The sequence below is a fragment of the Psychromonas marina genome, from assembly GCF_030161115.1.
Lineage (GTDB): Bacteria > Pseudomonadota > Gammaproteobacteria > Enterobacterales > Psychromonadaceae > Psychromonas > Psychromonas marina.
Genome location: NZ_BSPQ01000010.1, coordinates 224,132 through 245,952, shown reverse-complemented (window position 1 = coordinate 245,952; position 21,821 = coordinate 224,132). Strand labels below are relative to the sequence as shown.

Below are 21,821 nucleotides of genomic sequence, written 5' to 3'. Positions count from 1 at the left end.
GGGTGTAACTGTGCAAGGGTGATTAGTCATTAGAAAAACTAATCTCAGACAATAATATTGTTCCAGTTCCCCCTATACCAAATATTGCAAACTGCTCTGCAGCAGCAGGTGCGGCATCACCAAAATCACTCATTGGAATACTCAATTGAACCCAACCATTACCAAGATCTGTACCTGTTGATAATGCGTACCCCATTTCTACTTCAGGTACTTTTACTTTGATTTCTGTGAAATCGGTTGTTTTCACTTTGATATCTATACTCGTAAATTGAGCAAGAGTGCCCGCTGGGATGCCAGTCATTGCCAATACTGTTCCCCATGATCCACCTCCTACTAGCTCAATACTTGGTGAATAAGTTGCATCACCGTCATAGAGTAGATTTTGAGCAGTATTGGTACCCCAACTGTCTGGTGTGAAGTTTATATCGCCAGCTGTAGTTAATATTTGTGCTCCTGGTATTGCTTCAACAACTAACCCTGCTTCAAAAGTTGTTCTTGCAGCAGTTAATGAAGCAAGGGCGGCATCTGCTTGCTCTTGAGTAATATCAAGCGTATCCACTAAGTCTTGTGCGGCATCAATTGCTGCTTGAAGATCAGCTTTTGAAGTCGTATATTGACCGATTTCAGTCCCCTCTACTGCAGCATTAAACACATTCGTTGCAACAGTTATTGCTGAAGACAGCGTTGCTATATCTGTAGGGATGTCACCTGTAAAAGTGCCAAGATAAACATCATGAAATGTTACTGTTGAAGCGACACTCGTCGTTCCTGCAGCTTCCAATCCACCCACTGACATTACAACCTTAAACCTAGCATTGTTAGTAAAACCAAGCCCATTGAAATATCGAGTAAAGGTTTGTGGCGTACTTGTTAAATTAGCAATAATGTCAGAAGCTGTTGATAGTGTTCCATCATTACCCATTTCAATTCCATCAACTCTGATAAGGATATCTCGGTCAACAGTTGAACTTGCTGTCACTTTAACAACGTAAGCTCCTTCTTCAGTTACATGAACTTCATTGGTTATTTGATTATCCCATTGACCACCTACTTCTGTTACTTCAGCCGTCATATCTCCGTCTGCAATGGCAACGACAGTGCCCGTGCTCGTATAATAATTCCATTGACCAACATCTGAGCCGGTACCCACAGTCGAGTCAGCAAAATTACCATTAACAACAAGGTTTCCTTCTTCTGGTACTTCTATAGAAGGGTCAAACTCTGATGTTGCTATTGCCAGTGCTGCTAATGCGGCATCTACATCTGTTTGCGTTGCATCTACATCATCGACAACTGCTTGAGCTACATCGATTGCGGCTTGGTACGCAGCTTTTAATGTTTCATCTGCTCCGCCATCATGTAGCACCTGTGCTGTTGATATAGCAGTTTCTAATTCTGCCATCTCTACTGGTACCGCTTCAGCTAACGTACCTAGATAAACATCATCAAATGTAACTGTTGAAGCGACACTCGTTGTATTTGCAGCTTCCAACACACCAAGCGACGTTACAAGCTTAAACGCTGCATCAGCTGTAAAAGCACTACCACTTACATATAGCTTAAATTCTTGTGGAGTACTTGTTAAATGAGCAATCACATCAGAATTTGTTGACGTTGTTCCATTACCATTCATGCCAATCGCATCAACTCTGATAAGAATATCTCTGTCAACAGTTGAACTTGCTGTCAGTTTAACAACGTAATCACCTTCTTCAGTTACCTGAATTTGATTCCAGATTTGATTATCCCATTGCCCCTCACCTACCGATGTTACTACAGCCGTCATTTGACTGTCTGCAATAGCAACGACAGTGCCCGTATTTGTATAATAATTCCATTGACCAACAGAACCAACGTTATCAGCCAGATCCGAACTATCAAAGTCACCATTAACAACTAGGTTAGGTCCTAGTTCCAATTCAGGCTCTGTAATTACGGTGCCTACTTTCGAGTTATTAAAGTCAGTTTGTGCAGAAGCTAAATCAATAATCGCTTGATTTATTGCAGTCTGACTTGCAGCTGCATCACGAATAACTTCAGCCGCTGTGAGTGCATCAGAAAATGCCTGCCAATCTGCCTGTGAGACTTGACCTACTTCATCACCAATAGTTGTTAGAGATAAATTATTATCAGCGGTAGTTATTGCAGCTGATAAAGCAGTTACATCTACTGCAACAGGGTCAGTTTCTACTAATCCATCGATTGCAGCTGTTATTGCAGCTGTTTTAGCAATCATTTCTGCTTGTGTTGTTTCAGGCATGGCTAATGCTGCTGTTATTATTGCCCAAGTTGCAACTGTATAATCTGCTTCCACAAATTCAGCGGCTTCTGATACTTTTTCATCTAAAACTACTTTATCAGGATCTGGAGCAGGGACAGAAGTACCAGGATCTTCCAATTGCACAAGCGCTAAATCAGCAATATAGAGCTTAGAAAAATTGGCTGCACCGGTCTTAGCAAAAAGTGTAATATATTCAATGGAAGTAAGATCGTAATTTTCTAGATCTACAATCACATCCTGCCACCCCGTTGTTGAATCACTGACTGTTAGTGGAATATCTGCAGATTCAACGCCATTGGTTTGTATTTTCAAAAAGTAACCATCAGCATAACCACCCGTCGTTGCAATTTTAACTCTCAGCTCATCAAATTCACTGAAATCGCCATCAAAGCCACCGCTAAATGCTAATACCGTTCCCCAACTTCCTCCCGATGTAACCATCCAAGCATTTAGTCCATCGTAATTGCTCTCTGAGTCTATTACGCTGCCTGTACTCCATTCACCAACTTCCGTATTTTCATTAATTTTACTCTCAGCGCCCGTAGAAGAGATCAACGCATATTCTTCAATGATCTCAACGGGTACTGAATTGTCCTGGCCAAGCGAAAGGTCAGCAATGTGAATTTTTGAAACACCAGCGGTTCCACCGATTGCGAAAATTGAAATATATTCAATTGAAGAAAGATCGTAATTAGAAAGATCAACTTCAGCATCCTGCCAACCTGTTACAGCGTCATCAACTGACAATGCAATATCACCAGACTCTGACCCAGCTGAACCTATTTTAATAAAGTAGCCACCTGAGTAACCACCAGTCGTCGCAATTTTGATGCTTAATTTGTCAAACTCACTAAAATCACCTTCAAAACCTCCTGTTAACGCTAATACAGAACCCCAACTATTATCACTGTCTGGTCCTTTGGTAATGATCCAAGCATCTAAGTCTTGATAGTTACCTTCGGCATCAATAACACTGCCAGTACTCCATTCGCCTATTTCTGTATTTTCATTGATTTCACTTTCTTTGCCAGTAGATGAAATCAACACATATTGTTTTGTACTTGGTTGAACATCTAAATCAATTTTTTCATTAATATCATTAACGATACTATCAAGATCAAACTCACCGCCAGCATCAATAGCACTATCAACTTGTGATGTAATATCATCAAGCTCAGCGAAGACCTTAGTCATTACTTCACTGCTCAAATCAGCCACAGTAAAATCACCCGCTGCAACTTGATCTTTATATTCATCCATATTAGTCGCAACAACACGCGCTGCTACCTGTGCCACTTTATGTAATTTTTCAAATTCAGCTTGATTTGAACCACTCGTTTTACCAGCAATATAATCTGTACCTAGGTCCAAATCAGTACCTAATAATGTTTGCACAGCAAGTTCCGCTGCTGCTGCACTGCTGCCTTGTGTTTCAATAACGTTTTGAATTAAAGTCGTTAAAGGGCTAATAAAGGTATAACCTGCAGGGGCACTAAGTTGATATGATTTTGTTAACACAGTGTCTGGAAAATCTTCATCAATGGTTTTACCGGCTTCTATTTCCACTAACAGTGGATTTGAATCTATCTGAGTTTGTGTCACACCAGGAATTGTAAAAGCACCACCAGCAGTACTAACTGCAGTAGGTTCGCCAGCATCACACATCTTATTAGCATTCAGATCCAAACAAATTGTTGCATCCTTTAAATATCCATCTGCAGTCTTACCTGACAAGGCTACTTTAGCCGTGTCACCTGGATCAGGGGCAATAATTGAATCGTCAATCGGGTCGTCAGCACAGCCACTGAGGGCTAAAGCTAAGGCAGATGCCAGTGTGACATTTGCTAATTTAAAACCTTTAAGCTTTTTCATTTCCATATATCCTTACAAGTTAATGTTTGTACTCAACTCTAACCAACAATCAAAGTAAGCGCTTTCTTTAATATTTAAAAAAATATTTATCTGTTTCAAGAAAACGGCACTGAGTAAACGATGCATTTTGATCATAATCATCAACAGAACTGAGTTCCTTTATTTACGAAATTGAGTATATACAACAATATTCGTATGCAAAGTGCGCACAATCACATAAGTAAGCGCTTTCAGTTGATTCAGATCACAACAAAACAAGTAATAACTAAAAATAGTAATAAGCAATTAAAAAATGATAATTAGTCATACTTAACAACAAATAGCACAATATTTAACCTAATATAGCTGTGCACTACCTCGCAAATATTAATTTCAATACACGACATCGACAGAGTTATATTTTAACTTAATCTCAACAGTGATATAAAGAAAGCGCTTACAATGAGTTTCATCACTATAAGGAAATGATAAATGAAAACCACAGTATTAATGCCAACATTCAAATTATCAGCGGCAGCATTGGCTATTTCACTCGCAGGTTGCGCATCAGATAGCCCAGCACCAAGCGCAGAAGATACATTAGAAAAAACATCAACCCCAAAAGCGCTAGTACTCACTGCGGAGCCTATCGCAGCGAGTGAAAAATGGGATCTGCTCTGGAGCGACGAGTTTGATGGTACGGAAATAGATAAAAAGAAATGGGAACATGAAGTTAACTGTTGGGGAGGCGGGAATAACGAACAACAATGTTATACAAGCCGCGATAGTAATGCATTTGTGAAAGACGGTGTCTTGAATATTGTTGCTAAAAAAGGCAGCTTTACTGGGCCAGATAATGCAGACGGTAACCCAGGCACCAAAACACTTCCTTATACTTCAGCAAGATTACGTACTAAGAATAAAGGTCATTGGAAATATGGTCGCTTTGAAGTGCGCGCTAAATTGCCCTTTGGTCAAGGCACTTGGCCGGCGATCTGGATGTTACCAACCGATTGGGTTTATGGTGGCTGGGCTGCATCTGGTGAAGTCGATATCATGGAAGCGGTTAATCTAAAAACACCTTCGACCGAGAAAGGTGCTGCTGAAGGTGAGCTGGAATCACGCGTATTTGGTAGTTTACATTATGGTAAACCTTGGCCTGATAATGTTTATACAGGTCAAGCAACACACCTACCAGGAAATGTGAACCCTGCTGATGACTTTCATACCTATGCAATTGAATGGGAAGAGGGAGAGATTCGTTGGTATGTGGATAATGTTCATTTTGCAACCCAAAAACAAGAAGGTTGGTACAGCCAGCATATGGAAGATGGCGTTTTTGTGAGTGGCGGTGAAAATGCTCCTTTTAACCAGAAATTCCACCTACTTCTAAATCTTGCTGTTGGTGGAAACTGGGCAGCTAATGCTAATGATGGTGGTATTGATGCATCGGTATTCCCACAAACACTGGCAATTGATTATGTCCGTGTTTACCGTTGCTCTGCTGATAGATGGAAAGGTAAAGGTTGTGCAGCTGTTTCAGAAGAAGCGGCAATGGTTGAAGGCATTGCAGAGCCTGAGATATTAATTGGCGATGGTAACTTCGGCAAAGGCCCTGTTTTTGATGTTTATAAAGATGAATTGAGTGTCGGTATGGCATTTGATGGCTACAACCCTGAAAAATTGGTGATACAGGAGCAAGTGGAAGAGCCAGGGCGTGGTAATGTTTGGAAAGTCACGAAAACCGGTGAAGTGGGTAATGTTTACTTACGTGCACCAAAAACAGATCTCAGCCATTGGATGGAGGGTGGAGAGTTGCTTTTTGACCTAAAAATTGAAAGCAAAGAGGGTGATACTGAGCTATTAGCTAAAATGGACAGCGGTTGGCCTAAAGCAAGTGATATTAACGTTGTTCAACCAGCGGTGGGTGAATGGGGTGAAGTACGCATCAATGTGGCCGATTTGATTTCCAAAGGAAACAGATATTCCGGTGGTAACAAAGCTGATATCAAATCGATTAGCAATGTACTGGTCTTTGAGCCATTAGGTGTGATGACATTTAAAGTAGATAATATTCGTTTTGAATACGCTACTAAATAATAGGACACTTTAATCTACCATAAACAGCTGTCGACATTTTGTCTTCAGCTGTCATTCAGTTAACGCCATCAGTACGTTACAACAACGCTTTTCCAGCTAACACCTTCCACTATTACCCACACAACCCTACCCTAAACATCGATCAGCTACTGCATCACATAGCGATCTATTATCAAATGGCGAGTTAACATCAATGATAAACGCGATTATACCAAGTCCATTAATTGAGTATTCAAATATTGCACCGAATAGAGTCGTTAGTTCAAGGTGCAAGCTACAGCCTTTCAATAGATTAATGTACTTAATCCTTTATCTAAAATAATAAATTCAATAATTTATTATTTTAATTTTTGTTCCCTTGGTAAAACTTGTCACCAAGAAATAACGCCTTTTAACGAGCAAGATTGAGCAGATAATTAGTGGATTTGCTATTACGTCATCGTGAGAATATTTAAAGTCGCTCATATCCTTTATAAAAATTCAGAAAGGTAAGCCGCTTTATGATAAATGAGTTATTTAGGCGAGATGAGAACGATTAGACAGTTGCTATCTCACCTATTGCTTAGCGGTTAATGCTTAGCAACAGATGAAACAGCAATACATGCTTAGTAAGTACTTACATCGAAATTTAATTACACTTTAAACTGATGTACTAACTCATTTTGTTGATGCGCTAATTCATCTAATTGCGTACTGACCTCGGTCACACGTTCCATCGATGAGTTATTATCATCTGCAATTTGGCTGATATCTTCTAAGCTACGCGCAATGGCGTTAGTGGTCGCGTTTTGCTCTTCCGCTGCATGTGATATGTGGTAGCTCATTTTACTGATCTCAATGATATTCGTTTGAATCTCCTCCATTGCGCTATTGGTCTGTGAAGTCTGTTTTAAACTTTTTCCCATTTCATTCACACAAGCTTGCATCACTGTGGATGCATGCTCAGATTTATTCTGCAAATTCTGGATCATATCTTCAATTTCTGTTGTCGAACGCGTCGTACGTTCAGCAAGCACTCTCACCTCATCAGCAACTACCGCAAAGCCGCGGCCCTGCTCCCCTGCTCGCGCAGCTTCGATCGCAGCATTCAGCGCTAACAAATTGGTTTGAGCAGCAATATGGCGGATAACATCTAGAATAGAGCCTATATCGGCGCTCATCGCCTGCACTGTCGCGACCACTTTTACCGATTCATCAAGGTTATCTGATAAAAGGTGGATAGTGGCGATATTATCACTCATCACTGCACGTCCAGTTTCTGCCGCATTTTCAACATCACGAACTTTAGCCATTGAGTGTTGTGCACTGGTAGCAACATCCTGTACTGAATGCTGCATCTCAGTCATTGCGGTGGCAACCGAGGCAGTCTGGTTACGTTGTTCATTTAAACGTGCTTTAGCGCTATTCATGGTTGATTGATTTTGTGCTGAAACCTCCGCTAAATTACCCGATGTAACACTTAATTTTCGTAATATATCCTGAAGGTTAGTAGCTAATGTATTGATATGTTTGCTGAGTTGATTGAATTCGATAAAGGTATTGCCACTTACCCTTTGCGTCATATCACCATCGGTTAACGCTTCGAGTGCTTTAAGGATTGAAACTAACGGTTTACGTACATTTTGCGCTAATAACCAAGCAAGAAAAATAAGGAATAAGGTAACACTTATTCCCATTACAATCGCGTTGGTATATCCATCATTGTAAATTTGTGTTGCACTATCAATCGCCTGGCTCATTAATTGGTCAGTTTGTTCACGAAAAGTCGCTAAAATAGACATCGCCTGGTCAACTTCATTAGCCAAAATAGCAATACTTGCGTACAAATTAATACGTGAGGTGATAAAAGAAAAATGTTGATCTAATACCCCTCCTTTCTTACCCGCATCCTGGATGAATTGCTGTGTTGACGCACCAAATTCCGCTTTAAAAGAAGGCATCTGGGTAACAATCGCTTGATAGGAAAATTGTAAACGCGTGACACTCCGTTTATTGGCTTTCATCGCTTTGCTGATCACGTTGATATCATCACTCGACAACGCATCTGAGGTGGTTGTTTCAATTAGCTTTAACTTATCGAAATACCCTCTCGCTAACAACTTAACCGTATCGGTACCCTTGTCATTGATATACTCAATCATGCCTAAACGTAAATCAGTTTGTAATTTCTGAAAACGACGCGCTGTTTTTTGGCGTTCTTGTTCGGCACTTAGTTGTATTCTGTAATTAGCCATTGCGTTACTTGATTCACTAAAATAGCGCGCTTCTAACGCTAACAGCTCACTTAATTGATTACTTAACATATTATTATCTGCAGAAATAGCGGCTAATTTAGCAAGAGAAGTGCTGAAATTTTGCTGAGCTAAAACAAAATCCTGTTCATATACCATCATCCTTTGTGCGTCTTGGCTGGTTAAAAAATCTTTAAATATTTTATCTGCAATTAACAATTTAACACTGGTTTGATTCGCAAAAGTAACCAACGGCAAAGTATTGTTATTAACAGACTGCAATTGCTGATGAATTTGGTTAGTGCCATTGAGCATCAACATGACAGTGGCGATAAAAAGTAGCACCATCACCGAGAATCCAGCATACATGCGTTTTATGACGGAAGTTTGTTTTTTTATTTTTATTTTTATCATAGGTCTGATTTCCAACGCGTAAGGAGAGTAGTTTTTATAGAAAACGATAATTCGTTAATGGGGAATAACTTTGAAATAGCGACAGCATTATCTAAAACACTGTAATTTATAAAGTAAAGAAGGGCTATCACTCTAGGAGTAAAGCCCTTGAAAATTAACTGTTAATTAGTGCTTACCACCACATATCAGCTTGTAAACCAACAATGAAATCACCATCACCAGCATTGGTAGCCGCGTGATTTAAGTACGTCCCTAACAAGCGGATCTCAGGTGCAGGGCCTTGGCCTGTACCGATAATCCATGTTGGTGCAATGGTCGCTTTAGCATTATTACCGCTACCAGTTTGACCCGTACCGCTATCCCAATGGTTATATTGCGTACCAAATTCAGTGGCAATAAAGAAGTTATCAGAAACAGGGAACGTTGGACGAATCATTGCAGAAGCCCAATAATTTGAACTACCATCATCGTTATCATTATATTGGGCTTGTAACGATGGGAATAAGTTAATGCCGTTTTTAAAGAAGTAACCACCCCATAGAAGGAAACGAGCAGAAAGATCATTTTCATCAATATAAGTCATCTGTTCAGGGCCAGGTCCACCAGCAACATAACCATTATATACATTCAGAGTACCACCCAGTAATTGGTTTGAACCAAGGCCTTGTCCACCTTGAACAATCACTTTAGAGAAACCATTACCCGGGATACCAACAAAGCTATCTAGGTGCACAATAGCGGTTACGTCAAAACCCGTTTCTGCATATTCATTTCCAGCATCATCCCAGTTATCAGGCATTGCTTTAAGCTGACCGTGTAATTCCCAGCTGCCAAAGTTTGCGCCAACATGTACAGAGTGCATAATGTTATTGGTATTCGTTGAACCCCAAGGATATGGACGGCCTTCCACATTATTTCTATCACTGGTCATGTATGCGAAATCCATTTTCACATCACCCACTTCATAATCTGCAACACCAATACCTAAACCAGACATCTGCGTATAGAAGAAATCGGTCATGAAGATATAGTTATCTTTACCGTAATCTCGTTTACCTGCCCAGAAAGTGCCGGTTTCAGTCAAACCACCAAACTCAACATAGGTTTGGCCAAAACCCATACTATTAGTCAATGAATCAGCATCAACAGAAGAACCCAGTGCTTTATCTGTACCCGTTCCTGCAACGGCAACATGAATGCGAATTGATTTACCATCATCAAAAGCCCATTTTTTGATCAGCTCAAAATTCATATCATTATCGGCTTCAATGCCTAGTCGACCTAACGTCTCTTTACCGCCCTGCCATGCCGAACGTTTAAAGTCATCTTCTGCACTTAACAGTACGCCTGAACGAAAGTAGCCGTGGAACTCAAGTCCATCAGTCACATCTGCATATGCGCTTGTTGCTGAAAGTGTAGAGGTTGCTAAAAGACACGCTAGGGTTAATTTTGATAGTTTCATTGTAACTCCATAAGTTTATTTTTTTCCGTAAAAATAGGCAAAGAAAACAATAAAGAAAGCGCTTTCTTAGATCCTTTAAAAAAATGGCTAGACATGATCTGATTACAATCTAAGTTGAATTCAAAACCACTCTGCCAATTTCTGAATGCAATTATAAAGGGAAAGTCAACGATATAAAGTGAGCCGTGCCACCAAAGTAAGCGCTTTCATTGCTATTGATCACACTCTGCTATTTTCAACAAAAGAAGAATAAATGGCGACTTGTGATCAACAATTACCGTCAACAGAGATACAAATAGTATTAAAGTGCAGCGTACTAGGTTGTTCGCTCTCTTTATCACTAAGAAACACTTGCAGTATTATCACGTAGCGTTCAATATTAGAAAAATGTTAAACCAACACGTTATATGCTTTTTAATCAAATAAAGTTTTCAGGAGAGTAAGTTGATCACCATTAAGGAAGTATCTGAACTTGCACAAGTTTCTCAAGCAACGGTGTCTAGAGCACTCAATGGTCACGCGACTGTTAAAGAGGCTAATAAGATCAAGGTATTTGAGGCGATAGAAAAGTTGGGATACAAACCTAACTCCTTCGCACAAGCATTAGCATCAAGTCGCTCAAATAGCATTGGTATGTTAGTGGGTACACTTGAAGGTCCCTTCTTTGGACCTTTAATGCATAATGTAGAAAATAATGTGCGCAAAAAGAATATGCACTTAATCGTTACTAGTGGCCAGGAATCAAAGGATAAAGAAACTGACTCAATTCGATTTCTTCAGTCAAAGCAAGTTGATGGCCTTATTGTTATTGCGGATAGATTATCCGATGATGAATTAATAAAAATTGCTAAAAACACCCCTGCTACCATTATTTTAAACCGTTATGTACCAGAGTTGTATAAACAATGTATCTGTATTGACAATGAATTGGGTGGCTATATTGCAACCAAACATATGTTGGAATTAGGACATAAAAAAATTGCTTGTATCACCGGACAACTGAGTAAACTTGATAGTAGAGACCGTTTACAAGGTTACCGGAATGCCTTAGCTGAATTTGGTATTAACTACGAAGCGAGTTTAATTGCTGAGGGACGTTTTGATCATGATGGTAATCATGAAAAAGTCAGACGTTTACTTGATAGGCACAGTGACATCACCGCTATATTTTGTCAGAACGATAATATCGCCTTGGCAGTTTATGATGTTTGTAGTGATAGAGGGTTAACCATTGGTGAAGATATCTCTATCGTTGGTTTTGATAACGATACTTACAGCCAACATATCAGGCCGAAACTCACTACGGTTAATTTCCCAGTTATCGAGATGGGAATTGAAGCAGCAAATAGCGTGCTTTCTCTGGTTCATAAAGATAAACATCAGATAAACAACAAGCTTTCACCAGAATTAGTTATTAGAAACTCAGTGAAGAAGTTAAACTGATTTAACATCTAACACGCTGAAATATTAGAATAAAAGGCAGGTTAACTGCCTTTTATAATATCAACGACTGTACAACGCCCCCCACAATGACGACGTTATTATTGCTAACTGTTTGTTAACCGCTTTATCAATCATTATTTTTGGTGAATTATCATCGCTAGTATCGCTGTTTTCAATAATTAATACTTTAGCATCTTCAGTTAACGTATGAGTATGATAAACGCCGCGTTTAATATTGTAGACTTTATTGGGTTGCATATCCCAACTCATTATTTCACCGATGTTGTTATCCTCACCTACCTCAGCACAAAACAAAATGCACTTTCCAGATAATAAGACAAACACCTCATCGGTTTCGTTATGACATTGGAAATTATCGATTTTATCAGCATCTAACTCATCGATATAATTAAGCATTGCAACGCGCCATGCCTGAAAATCAACGACGGGCGCATAACCCGTCGCATTAAATTCAGACACCTCTAATAGGTGTCTATTCATCGTGAATTATGCCTCTTTCAATAATAGTGAAGATGGAATAGCGACGTTGACCTGCTTAACCGCACCACTACGAGAGAATATCGCATCACTCAGTTTACCATCAAGCGACAGGCTATCTAACTGTACCGTTTCATCATTGACCATTATTACTTCTACCTTTGCAGCCTTTGAAACTTGATATACAAAAGGAACCTGACAGTAAGTAAACCCTAACTCGCCTTCTTTAAGATCAATCGTTTGCTGTTTACTTTCAAGGTTAATAAAAGTGAACTGGTCAGCTTCAGTTAAAAACTCACGCGCTTTTAACAGCGAAGGTTTAAAGGCGATTTTAGCCTCTTCAACAAGCAAGCCTAACTCGCCAAAGCGCGTTAAGATCTCCTCCTTAACTTGCCCTGTCATACCAGGCTGTTGAGCCCCTGCCTGTTTTGGCGTATGTGAGTATGGGTCAGTTGGGAAAGCGCCATAAACCTCAGGTGTTTTATTAAAACCAATGCCTGCACGCACTTTGTAATAATATTCTGCTAATTTTTGTGTTTCTTGAGATTGGGGGTCTAGTTTAAATGCTGCAAAGTAGTTCTCTTGGACAGCAAGAAGCAGTTTAGAAACCATATGCCAATAAATAGAACCAAGTCCCTCATAACCAAACATGGTACCTGAACGCCCTGTAAATGCCTGATGATTGAACACATCTTCATAACAGCTAAAGATATCCGCTTTGTTTTCAGAGGTTGCATCTTGATACTCTGCTTCAAGCCCGTGCATTATTTCCGCTAATACTCCCGCGTTTTCAAAGTGAGCATTAAAATGATAAGCCCCCTCAGCGTCCTTTTCGATAACACGGCGATCCCCTTTGTCAAGCATCGCGGTTAACAATGGATTCGTATTAACACGTTCAGCCTTAATACAATTCTTATCCGCAAATAGGGCTAAGTCGCGATCTGGATATAACATAAAGGTATTTTGATCAGCACGGAACATCTCACTTGCATATAAGTTATCAAGTAAAGAAACCGCTTCTTTAGGTGATAATACCCCCGCAGACAACACCGCAACTTGACCTTCTAGCATAGGATAAAGTAGATCAACTTTAACCGTTTCAGGTGTGTAATTGATAATGTTGTAAGCGTTGTACAGGCCATCTTTGCGCAGATTACTCTTAATACTTTGATCCATCACTGCAAGGCTTGCAATAAGCATCTGTTTAATGGCCTCACAACTGACCTCTGTTTTACCTGAGAAACCTTTTTTATAAACATCAGCGCGGTAAGCAGCAGAAGCAGTCGCTAACTGTCGAAGTACTGTGTTACGTGTTTCATCATCAACCTTACCTAATAAAGTAAACGCACTAGCTTGCTGTAATATTTGTGATGTAGCGATAAGCCATTGTGCTAATTCTGCAGATAAATGAACGTAACCACTGCTATCCTCTAATAGGTCTTGCAAAAATGCGACATAACGGCGCATGTAATACAGTGTCACCATCGATAAACCAGTACCTACAATCGCATTATTGGCATCATTCCACTCAGGGCGTTGTGTATTTAACCAAATACCACCATCAACGACCAAATTACCCAGTTTAGCCAGTAAGGGTACCAACAGCTTCTCGGTCAGGTTCACCATGTAAACACTGTTATCGCTGTTTAAGAGTAGTCGTCCGTCGCTACCAAATTCACTGACGCGCTTTTCAATCACCGCTTGTTTATCATCGTTAAAGATAACGGTATTCTTGGCATCAGCAAATATTTTATCTACCCCTTCAATTTCATAGGGCACATTTGCATAGCTAAATATTTCAGCATTCAGTAACTCATTAAGCTCGGCTGGCTGGTATTTTTTCGACTGCTCTAAGAACTTAAGCAGGTAGATGATTTGATGATCACCCCAGTAACCAATATTACTCCACGCGTCATCCTCTTCTAACATCTCCCAGTCAATACCAGCTTTGGTAATACGGTAAGGGTTGTATCCATCTATTGTTGATGCATTAACAAATTTAGAGATAAAAGATTTAATAAAGTTCGGGTAACTTAATCCTAATGCTTCCCAGTTTTGGAAAATATCACGCCAGTTTCCTTGATACGAAAGCAGGCGATCACCATTTTCATCTTTTAATTTAATTTCAAAATGGTTCCACGGACGACTTGGATCACCATGTCGACGACCAAAGGTCAGTGGTAAATATTCATGGCAAAGACGCACAAGTTGATCATCATTTTGCTCTGCAGCTGATGTGATCAAAGCTTGATAGTCGATACGCTCAGGAAGCGAGTCAAAAAATGCCTGATTATTCGCAGCCACCACTTTATTTGCATTAGTTACTGTTTTGATAAAATCTTGCTTTTCAACCCAATATTGATCCACCACCACACCACCACGCATATTATTAAATAATACGTTGGCATAATGGTGCACACTTGTTTCCTCTTCTGCTGTCTTCTGGTAAGCATCACTGCCCGCCATCAACATAATCAGGTCTTGATGGTTTGCTTCAACTGAATTTGTAATCGTTTGTTCAACACCTTCACCCGATTGTAGCTCAGCTTTTAGTGCCGCAATGTCGCTATGACTTTTATCAATGTCTGCAATTATTTTCCAACTATCACTCTGATTCGCTTCAAGTTTACAATTTTTGTGAATGAAGTAAGCGCCTCTTAAACCACGGCGTAGATCTTCATTGGCAATCGATTCACCGCGACGGAATGCACCTAACTGCTCACTTGAAAGCAAGATTGACTGGCAATTATCTACCACGCTAAATACTGCTGTTGCTTGTAACGATTCAGCAGGATCAGCGCGATCGCTCAATTTTGCATATAAGCTATACGTTGCCAGTGTTGAATTAGGCATCAATTCATTCCACTTGTAAGCATCCAATAAGGCACTACTTGTTTGCATCAGTGCCAGTGGTGCATTGGGTGGCAAAATATTTTGAATACCATCAACAATTTCAAATTCAACCACATTACTGCTGTTATTAACCACCGTTGAACTACGGACAAAACCAAACTGTTCGCTGATTGCCCACTGGTATTTGAAGGTTAATCCTAAATCAAGGTTAATCTCTTCAAAAATGATTTTATCGCCGGCAACATTTTTATACAGATTACGCTGCACTTGGTAAAAACCATTATGTTGTAGGTTAAAGGGTTCCCATTTTTTACAACCCTTTTCAGTCTGCACGTTAACAATTGTTTTACTGCCGGTGTTTTCAGCACTCTCATGGATATAATCTACAGATTTATAAGGAAATAGTGCATTTTCTGGTCTAATTCTACCTGCAGATAAACTACCCGTAGATGAGATAAATAGCCAATGATCACTGGCAGAAACAACGCTGATAAAAAAGGGATTCATCTGATCCGCATTTTTAATTTGATAGTATTTATCACCATCGATGGAAACAAATTTTCCTGAGATTGCATTGGATGAATTATTACTAATTTTGTCTGTCATAATAAAACCTAAAATAAGAAAACGCTTTCTTGTAAAAGCAAAAAAAAGAGTGCAAATCAAATAAGCTTAACTAGCCAGATAAGCACCCAAAACTAAAATCGTTAATATATGTTAAATGTTATGGCAGCGAATAAAATGATCTGCTGCTATTTCAGTAATACTTGGAAAAGTATCTGCACAGGCTTCTATTGCACGAGGGCAGCGTGCTGCAAATGGACAGCCTTTGGTGTCTGGTTTCCACATTGGAATCTCACCTTTTTTAGCCCCCAACTCACGACGACCACTTTTACCCGCTTCTGGCACAGCAGATAACAACAACTGTGTATAAGGATGCTGAGGTGTTTGCGTAACTTTATCGCTATTCCCCCACTCCACCATATGACCAACATACATCACCGCTGTTTTCTCAGCAAAATACCTTGCTGTAGCAATATCGTGGGTGATATACATAAATGAGATGCCATGCTTGTCTTTCAAATCCGCCATTAGATTTAATATGCCTAAACGCACTGACACATCTAACATTGAGATAGGTTCATCCGCCAAAATCACTTCAGGATCAACCGCCAATGCACGTGCGATAGCTACACGCTGCCTTTGTCCACCACTTAGCTCATGTGGGAATTTACTCGCCGTTTCAACAGCCGGAAATAATCCAACTAACTCAAGCAGTTCATAAACAAGTTTTTCAATCACTTTTTTATCGCCACGTTTATGAATTATCAACGGACGAGCAATATGGTGATAAATAGAGTGCACGGGATTCAATGAACCAAAGGGGTCTTGAAATATCATCTGTACCTGACGCGCATATTCCAATGAACCATGCTCATCAACATACTCCGCTAACGGTTGGCCTTTAAAGATAATATCGCCACCATCTTTTTCATAGATGCGTGATAAAACACGTGCTCCGGTACTCTTACCTGAGCCAGATTCGCCAACAATAGCCAGAGCTTCACCTTTACAAAGGTCAAATGAAACATCATTGACCGCGCGCATGAGGCTGTTTTTACTGCTTGATTGCCCTATCGGGAAATCTTTAATCATATTTCTAACTGACAGCACAACTTCAGGGGTATTTAAATTATCCATCATTGATTCCTTATAATTTGTGACATGCAGCTTGATAACCGACGCTCAGTTCAGCCAAAATCGGATCATCTTTTGTACATATTTCCATGCAATCCACACAACGCGCTTGGAAATTACAGCCAGTAGGTAATTTCAAAAGATTAACGGGATCACCTGGAATCCCGTATAAGCGTTCTTTGGGCCCATGAATTGACGGGAATGAAGCGATCAAACCTTTAGTATAAGGATGAGACGGATTAGTAAAGACGGTTTTAGCGTCGCCTATTTCAATCAGGTTACCTGCATACATCACGCCGATACGATCCGCAATTTCACCCATCAGGCTTAAATCATGACTGATAAACAGTATTGAGAAGCCAAACTGCTCTTTTAGATCATATAACTCATTTAATATTTCACGCTCAACCACTACATCAAGCGCAGTGGTTGGCTCATCCATGATAATCAGCTTGGGTTCAAGTGCCAGTGCAATAGCAATCACTACACGCTGCCTCATGCCGCCACTCAATTGGTGTGGGAAACTTTTTAAACGATCCCCATGCAGGCCGACCACTTCTAATAGCTCTTTTGCTTTGGCAACAGCTTCTTTAGGACTGATCTGTTTATGCGCGGCAATCACATCGGTCAGCTGTTCACCAATCGTAATCACTGGATTTAATGAGTTCATTGCGCTCTGAAAAACAATCGACACATCATTCCAACGAAAAGCACGTAATTCTTTATCAGTCATTTTTAAAATATCACGACCGTTATAGATTATTTCGCCATTAGAGATCAGTGCGGGTGCTTTATGTAAGCGCGTTATTGCAAATGCTAACGTACTTTTACCACAGCCTGATTCGCCTGCAATACCTAAGGTTTCACCGGGTGCGATGGTTAAACTAACGTTATTAACTGCTCTGGCAATACCGTGAGGCGAAACGTAATCAACACACAAATTATTAATTTCTAACAGTGGCGCTTTTGACTTTGCTGTGTTTAATGATGATACATTCATAGTAGACCTCTACTTTTCATTGTTTCTCTGTTTAATCTTTTCCATAACTTCATGTGAGGACCGGTTTTTAATTTCGGGTTACTGACTTGGTCGATGGACATATTGATTAGTGCCAATGCACCACCGGTTAATGCTAAGGCCGCAGCTGGCACCAACATTTCCCACCATGCACCAGTATATAAAGAGGAAGAAACCTGTGCCCAATAAAGCATTGACCCCCAGCTCACTTCTGTCGCATCACCTAAACCAAGAATACCTAAGCCCGCTTCTGCACCCATCGCATAGATAACCGTGCCTAAAAAACCACCAAATACAATTGAGATCAAGTTAGGTAGAATCTCTACCAAAATAATACGGATTTTTGATTCACCCATCGCTTCAGCAGAAATAATGAACTCTTTGTTTCTGATCGCCATTGTTTGCGAACGTATCACCCTTGCGCCCCATGGCCAGGAAGTAACCCCCAGTAAGACGGTGATCACCAGTGAGCCTACCTGCCCCAAAAAGGCAGCCAGTACAATCAATAAGGGTAGCTGTGGAAATACCAAGAATACATTGGTAATAAAGTTCATCCATTCGTCCACTTTACCGCCTAAGTAACCTGACGTTACCCCGACCGCAATCGCAATAGTCATTGCGATAATCCCTGCAAACAATGCAACGGTAAGTGACTTTCTTGCACCATGTAATACTTGGCTATACACATCACGACCATTTCTTGTTGAGCCTAAAATATGATCGGCACTTGGTGCTTGATGTGGTCTAGCCACACGTTTTTCAGGATTATGACTACTTAAAACAGGGGCAAACAGTGCACCCAGTAAAATCATCGTAATGAGAAAGACGCCAATAATCGCAGGCGGATTACCATGGAAAAAAGCTTTGGTTTTGATCCATATTGCGTGACACTTTAACTTAAATTTATTTTTCTGATGTTGAGCAGATGCAGCAGCATCTGAACTCATTGTGGTTGCTTTATTCATCTCTATCACCTTATTTAGAAATTCGTGGGTCAAGCCAAACGTAAAGTAGATCGGCTATAAAATTGGCAGTCAGTACGGCAGAAACAAGAATTAATAGAATTGCCTGAATAAGTGGATAATCACGTGCCATGATGCCTTTCAGCAGTATGTTTCCAAGTCCTTGGTAGTTAAAAACAACTTCGGTCATGATTGATCCTGCAAACGAGAATCCAATTGCCATCGCAATCGCGGTAGCAACAGGTAAGATTGCGTTACGACCCGCATAACGGTACATCACACGAAAACTGCTCAACCCCTTTGCTTCTGCCATTGTCACGTAATCTTCGCCGAGCACATTGATCATCGCGTTACGCATATTAAATACCCAAGTAGCAATACCTACTAAGATCATCGACCCCATTGGTAACACGGCATGTTTTGCTACACTGCTAATAAACTCCCATGTGAAGCCGGGATCAATAGATGGGTCATAGGTATAAGCAAGCGGTAAAATTTCTAGTTGTAAACCAAAGAAGTAAAACAACAACAGCGCAGTCACGATGTAAGGGAAGTTACTAATAAAGGCTAAAAGTGGTGGCACAAATTGACCAAAAAAACCTTCGCGGCGGTACGAAGCGTAGGTACCGATTGTCACGCCAAGAATCAAAGAAACGATTAACGATCCTAATGCTAAAAACATCGTCCATGGCAGAGACATACCAACAACAGTGGTAACATCAATGGGAAACATCAATACTGACGGCCCAAGATCAAGAGTAAAAACACTTTGTATGTAGGCGATATACTGTTCAAAAATAGAACCGTCCATAAACCCATACATCTCTCTTACTGCATCCATTTGTGCAATATCCATTTTGCCCTGTGCAGCTGCAAATAATGCATCAATCGGGTCACCCGGCATCATTCGTGGCAGCATAAAGTTAAATGAGATAGCAATCAGGAAGGCAGTGAAATAAAAACCAAGTCGGCGTAATAAGAAACTCATAATTTTTTCCAATTGTTAAAGAGCCGCAGAACGGCTCTTTTGATAGAACTTAATAGAACAGGTTACTTAAGGTGAAGATTATTAATAATCAGATTACGTTTACCACCGTCATACCAAACAGGCTGAACGTAAGGATTTTCTTTACTCGGCCATCCCACTAAGTTTTCTGTACGGTACTGGTACCAGGTTGCATTTGAAAACAGTGGAATAAAGGGTAAGTTAGCAGCAGTAAACTCTTGTAGCTGATCTAAGATTTCCTGTTGCTTAGCCACATCATTAGTAAGACCAAAGCTATTGATTAATGTATCTATCTCAGGTGAATGTACACCGTGTCCTGCATGCCAGCTTTTACCAACCTGCTCAGTTAAAAAGTAGGCTTGATAAGCTTCAATTGGATTAGTTGCTACCATTGACCAGTTAATCGACATTTTGTATTCGCTCTCTTTTAAGCCTTTGTCGTAAACCGCCCAGTCAACCGTTTTTACGTTTGCTTTAATACCGATCTCTTCGTAATACTCAGTGACCATTTGCACCACTTGAATCCAATCCGTCCAGCCATTAACCACATTGATATCAAATTCAACTTTATCGCCATTAGGCATCTGTCTGAACCCGTCATCATTGAGATCTTTCAGGCCAGCATCATCAAGTAGTTGCTCTGCTTTTTCAGGGTTAAATTGGGTAATCGCTTTGTATTTCTCAGTCACTTCTTTGCTAATGTAAGGCGTGTAAAGCTCTGCAATACCGCCCGCATTAAAGTTAGTCGTTGGGTATCCGTAAGCTGCAATATCAACGATTTCATCACGATCTAAGGCCATCGATAGTGCTTTACGTACGTCTAAATTATCAAAGGGTGCTTCTTTAGTATTTACGTAAAGGTGGATTGCATCGTTTGCTGGGTACCAGAAATGGTTGTTTTTAGGATCGGCAGCAACAAAAGTATTCTCGATATCAGCAATAAAGTTAGAGCCCCAATCGATCTCACCTTTCATTAATGCAGGTTGTACTTGCGAGTTATCGTTGTATGAACGGTAAGTAATACAATCAATGTATGGGCGATTTTCTAGGTAGTAATTAGTATTACGACAAAGTTGCATCTGTTGCGGTTTTAGATATTTAATATCTGTCATTGGTCCGCTACCAACAGGGTTTGGATTAGTAAAGGTTGGTAAGTCTTTAGCTGCAACTTTACCCCAAACATGCTCAGGTAAAATATGGTATTTAGGCAGTCCCCAGATAAACGTTGAGTCAGCATTATTTAGTTTAAATACAATTGTTTTTGCATCCGTCGCTGTCACACTTTCAAGGTTACCACTTGTCCAGATCGCTTTTTGATCAAAGGCAGGTGCCGATTTAGTCATTGTAAAACTGAAAGCAACATCCTTTGCTGTGAGTGCTTTTCCATCTGACCATTTAATGTTATCGCGCAATTTAACCGTAATCGTTTTCAAATCTGTAGAGTACTCAGCAGATTCCGCTAAACGGTATTCAACTTTACCGGTCATGTTATTGAACACCATTAATGGTTCAAACAGCACACCTTCAAATAACCCACCACTTGTATAAGGGTTAAAATTCTCCACAAACCCCGTGTTAATAATAGGCACAGTCAATGTGCCCCCCTGCTTAATATCTTCAGCCGCAATACTATTTGCAGAGACCAACAAGCCACATACGATAGATGCCAAAATCTTTTTACTATGCATTAAATAATCCTTTTTAGTTTAAGATAACAAGAGGAAAGCGGTTACATTTAATCGTAATAATAGAGGCTACTCGATATTATTGGTTAAATCCTTGCTGTAAAGAAAGCGCTTTCTTTTTGTGATACTATGCTACCAAAACTTCTTGATCAACTTGAATTGGTAGAAACCTGCACTTCGATCACACTTAGATATTTGTTAGCTATTTGTCAGGTTCAATTTTGTGATTCATAGCCTTTTAACGTATAAAGTTTGTAACTTTTTGTAACTGAAAATAAGGCTTTGTTTCCTATGGAATAAGTCATTGTCTCCCCTAACC

General features: G+C 40.1%; 12 protein-coding genes. 2 read left to right on the top strand and 10 right to left on the bottom strand.

Going from position 1 to position 21,821, the window contains the following annotated elements:
* Positions 1–22: 22 nt before the first annotated feature.
* A complete protein-coding gene (locus tag QQK09_RS11900) occupies positions 23–4,153 on the bottom strand; it encodes a hypothetical protein (RefSeq protein ID WP_284204365.1) in 4,131 nt (1,376 codons plus the stop codon).
* Positions 4,154–4,624: 471 nt separating this feature from the next.
* Here QQK09_RS11900 and QQK09_RS11895 point away from each other — a divergent pair, with 471 nt between their 5' ends.
* Positions 4,625–6,232: a glycoside hydrolase family 16 protein gene (locus QQK09_RS11895; RefSeq protein ID WP_284204364.1), complete on the top strand. Its 1,608-nt coding sequence runs from the start codon at positions 4,625–4,627 to the stop codon at positions 6,230–6,232.
* A gap of 632 nt (positions 6,233–6,864) precedes the next feature.
* Here the strand turns inward: QQK09_RS11895 and QQK09_RS11890 are convergent.
* Both QQK09_RS11890 and QQK09_RS11885 read right to left on the bottom strand, forming a co-directional pair.
* Positions 6,865–8,877 (bottom strand): methyl-accepting chemotaxis protein, encoded by a 2,013-nt coding sequence (locus tag QQK09_RS11890; protein ID WP_284204363.1) that lies wholly within the window; start codon positions 8,875–8,877, stop codon positions 6,865–6,867.
* A gap of 172 nt (positions 8,878–9,049) precedes the next feature.
* Positions 9,050–10,339 (bottom strand): carbohydrate porin, encoded by a 1,290-nt coding sequence (locus tag QQK09_RS11885; protein WP_284204362.1) that lies wholly within the window; start codon positions 10,337–10,339, stop codon positions 9,050–9,052.
* A 444-nt stretch (positions 10,340–10,783) separates the two neighbouring features.
* Between QQK09_RS11885 and QQK09_RS11880 the strand changes: the two genes are divergently transcribed.
* Positions 10,784–11,782, top strand: a complete 999-nt coding sequence (locus tag QQK09_RS11880; protein ID WP_284204361.1) for a LacI family DNA-binding transcriptional regulator — start codon at positions 10,784–10,786, stop codon at positions 11,780–11,782.
* 60 nt (positions 11,783–11,842) lie between these two features.
* On the opposite strand, the gene QQK09_RS11875 is transcribed toward QQK09_RS11880, so the two are convergent.
* The 7 genes from QQK09_RS11875 to QQK09_RS11845 all read right to left on the bottom strand — a co-directional run bounded on the left by QQK09_RS11875 (position 11,843) and on the right by QQK09_RS11845 (position 21,505).
* Positions 11,843–12,283, bottom strand: coding sequence for a hypothetical protein (locus QQK09_RS11875; RefSeq protein ID WP_284204360.1), 441 nt, complete (start codon positions 12,281–12,283; stop codon positions 11,843–11,845).
* 6 nt (positions 12,284–12,289) lie between these two features.
* Complete coding sequence (locus QQK09_RS11870) at positions 12,290–15,739, bottom strand: hypothetical protein (protein ID WP_284204359.1); 3,450 nt, start codon at positions 15,737–15,739, stop codon at positions 12,290–12,292.
* 111 nt (positions 15,740–15,850) lie between these two features.
* On the bottom strand, positions 15,851–16,834 hold the full coding sequence (locus QQK09_RS11865; RefSeq protein WP_284204358.1) for an ABC transporter ATP-binding protein: 984 nt from the start codon (positions 16,832–16,834) through the stop codon (positions 15,851–15,853).
* Between the two features lie 10 nt (positions 16,835–16,844).
* The gene (locus QQK09_RS11860) at positions 16,845–17,831 is read right to left on the bottom strand and encodes an ABC transporter ATP-binding protein (RefSeq protein ID WP_284204357.1); all 987 of its coding nucleotides are present in this window, start codon (positions 17,829–17,831) and stop codon (positions 16,845–16,847) included.
* Positions 17,828–18,814 (bottom strand): ABC transporter permease, encoded by a 987-nt coding sequence (locus QQK09_RS11855; RefSeq protein WP_284204356.1) that lies wholly within the window; start codon positions 18,812–18,814, stop codon positions 17,828–17,830. Before QQK09_RS11855 ends, QQK09_RS11860 begins: the two co-directional genes overlap by 4 nt.
* Positions 18,815–18,824: 10 nt before the next feature.
* Complete coding sequence (locus QQK09_RS11850; protein ID WP_284204355.1) at positions 18,825–19,799, bottom strand: ABC transporter permease; 975 nt, start codon at positions 19,797–19,799, stop codon at positions 18,825–18,827.
* Positions 19,800–19,861: 62 nt separating this feature from the next.
* Positions 19,862–21,505: an ABC transporter substrate-binding protein gene (locus tag QQK09_RS11845; protein WP_284204354.1), complete on the bottom strand. Its 1,644-nt coding sequence runs from the start codon at positions 21,503–21,505 to the stop codon at positions 19,862–19,864.
* Between the last annotated feature and the right edge of the window lie 316 nt (positions 21,506–21,821).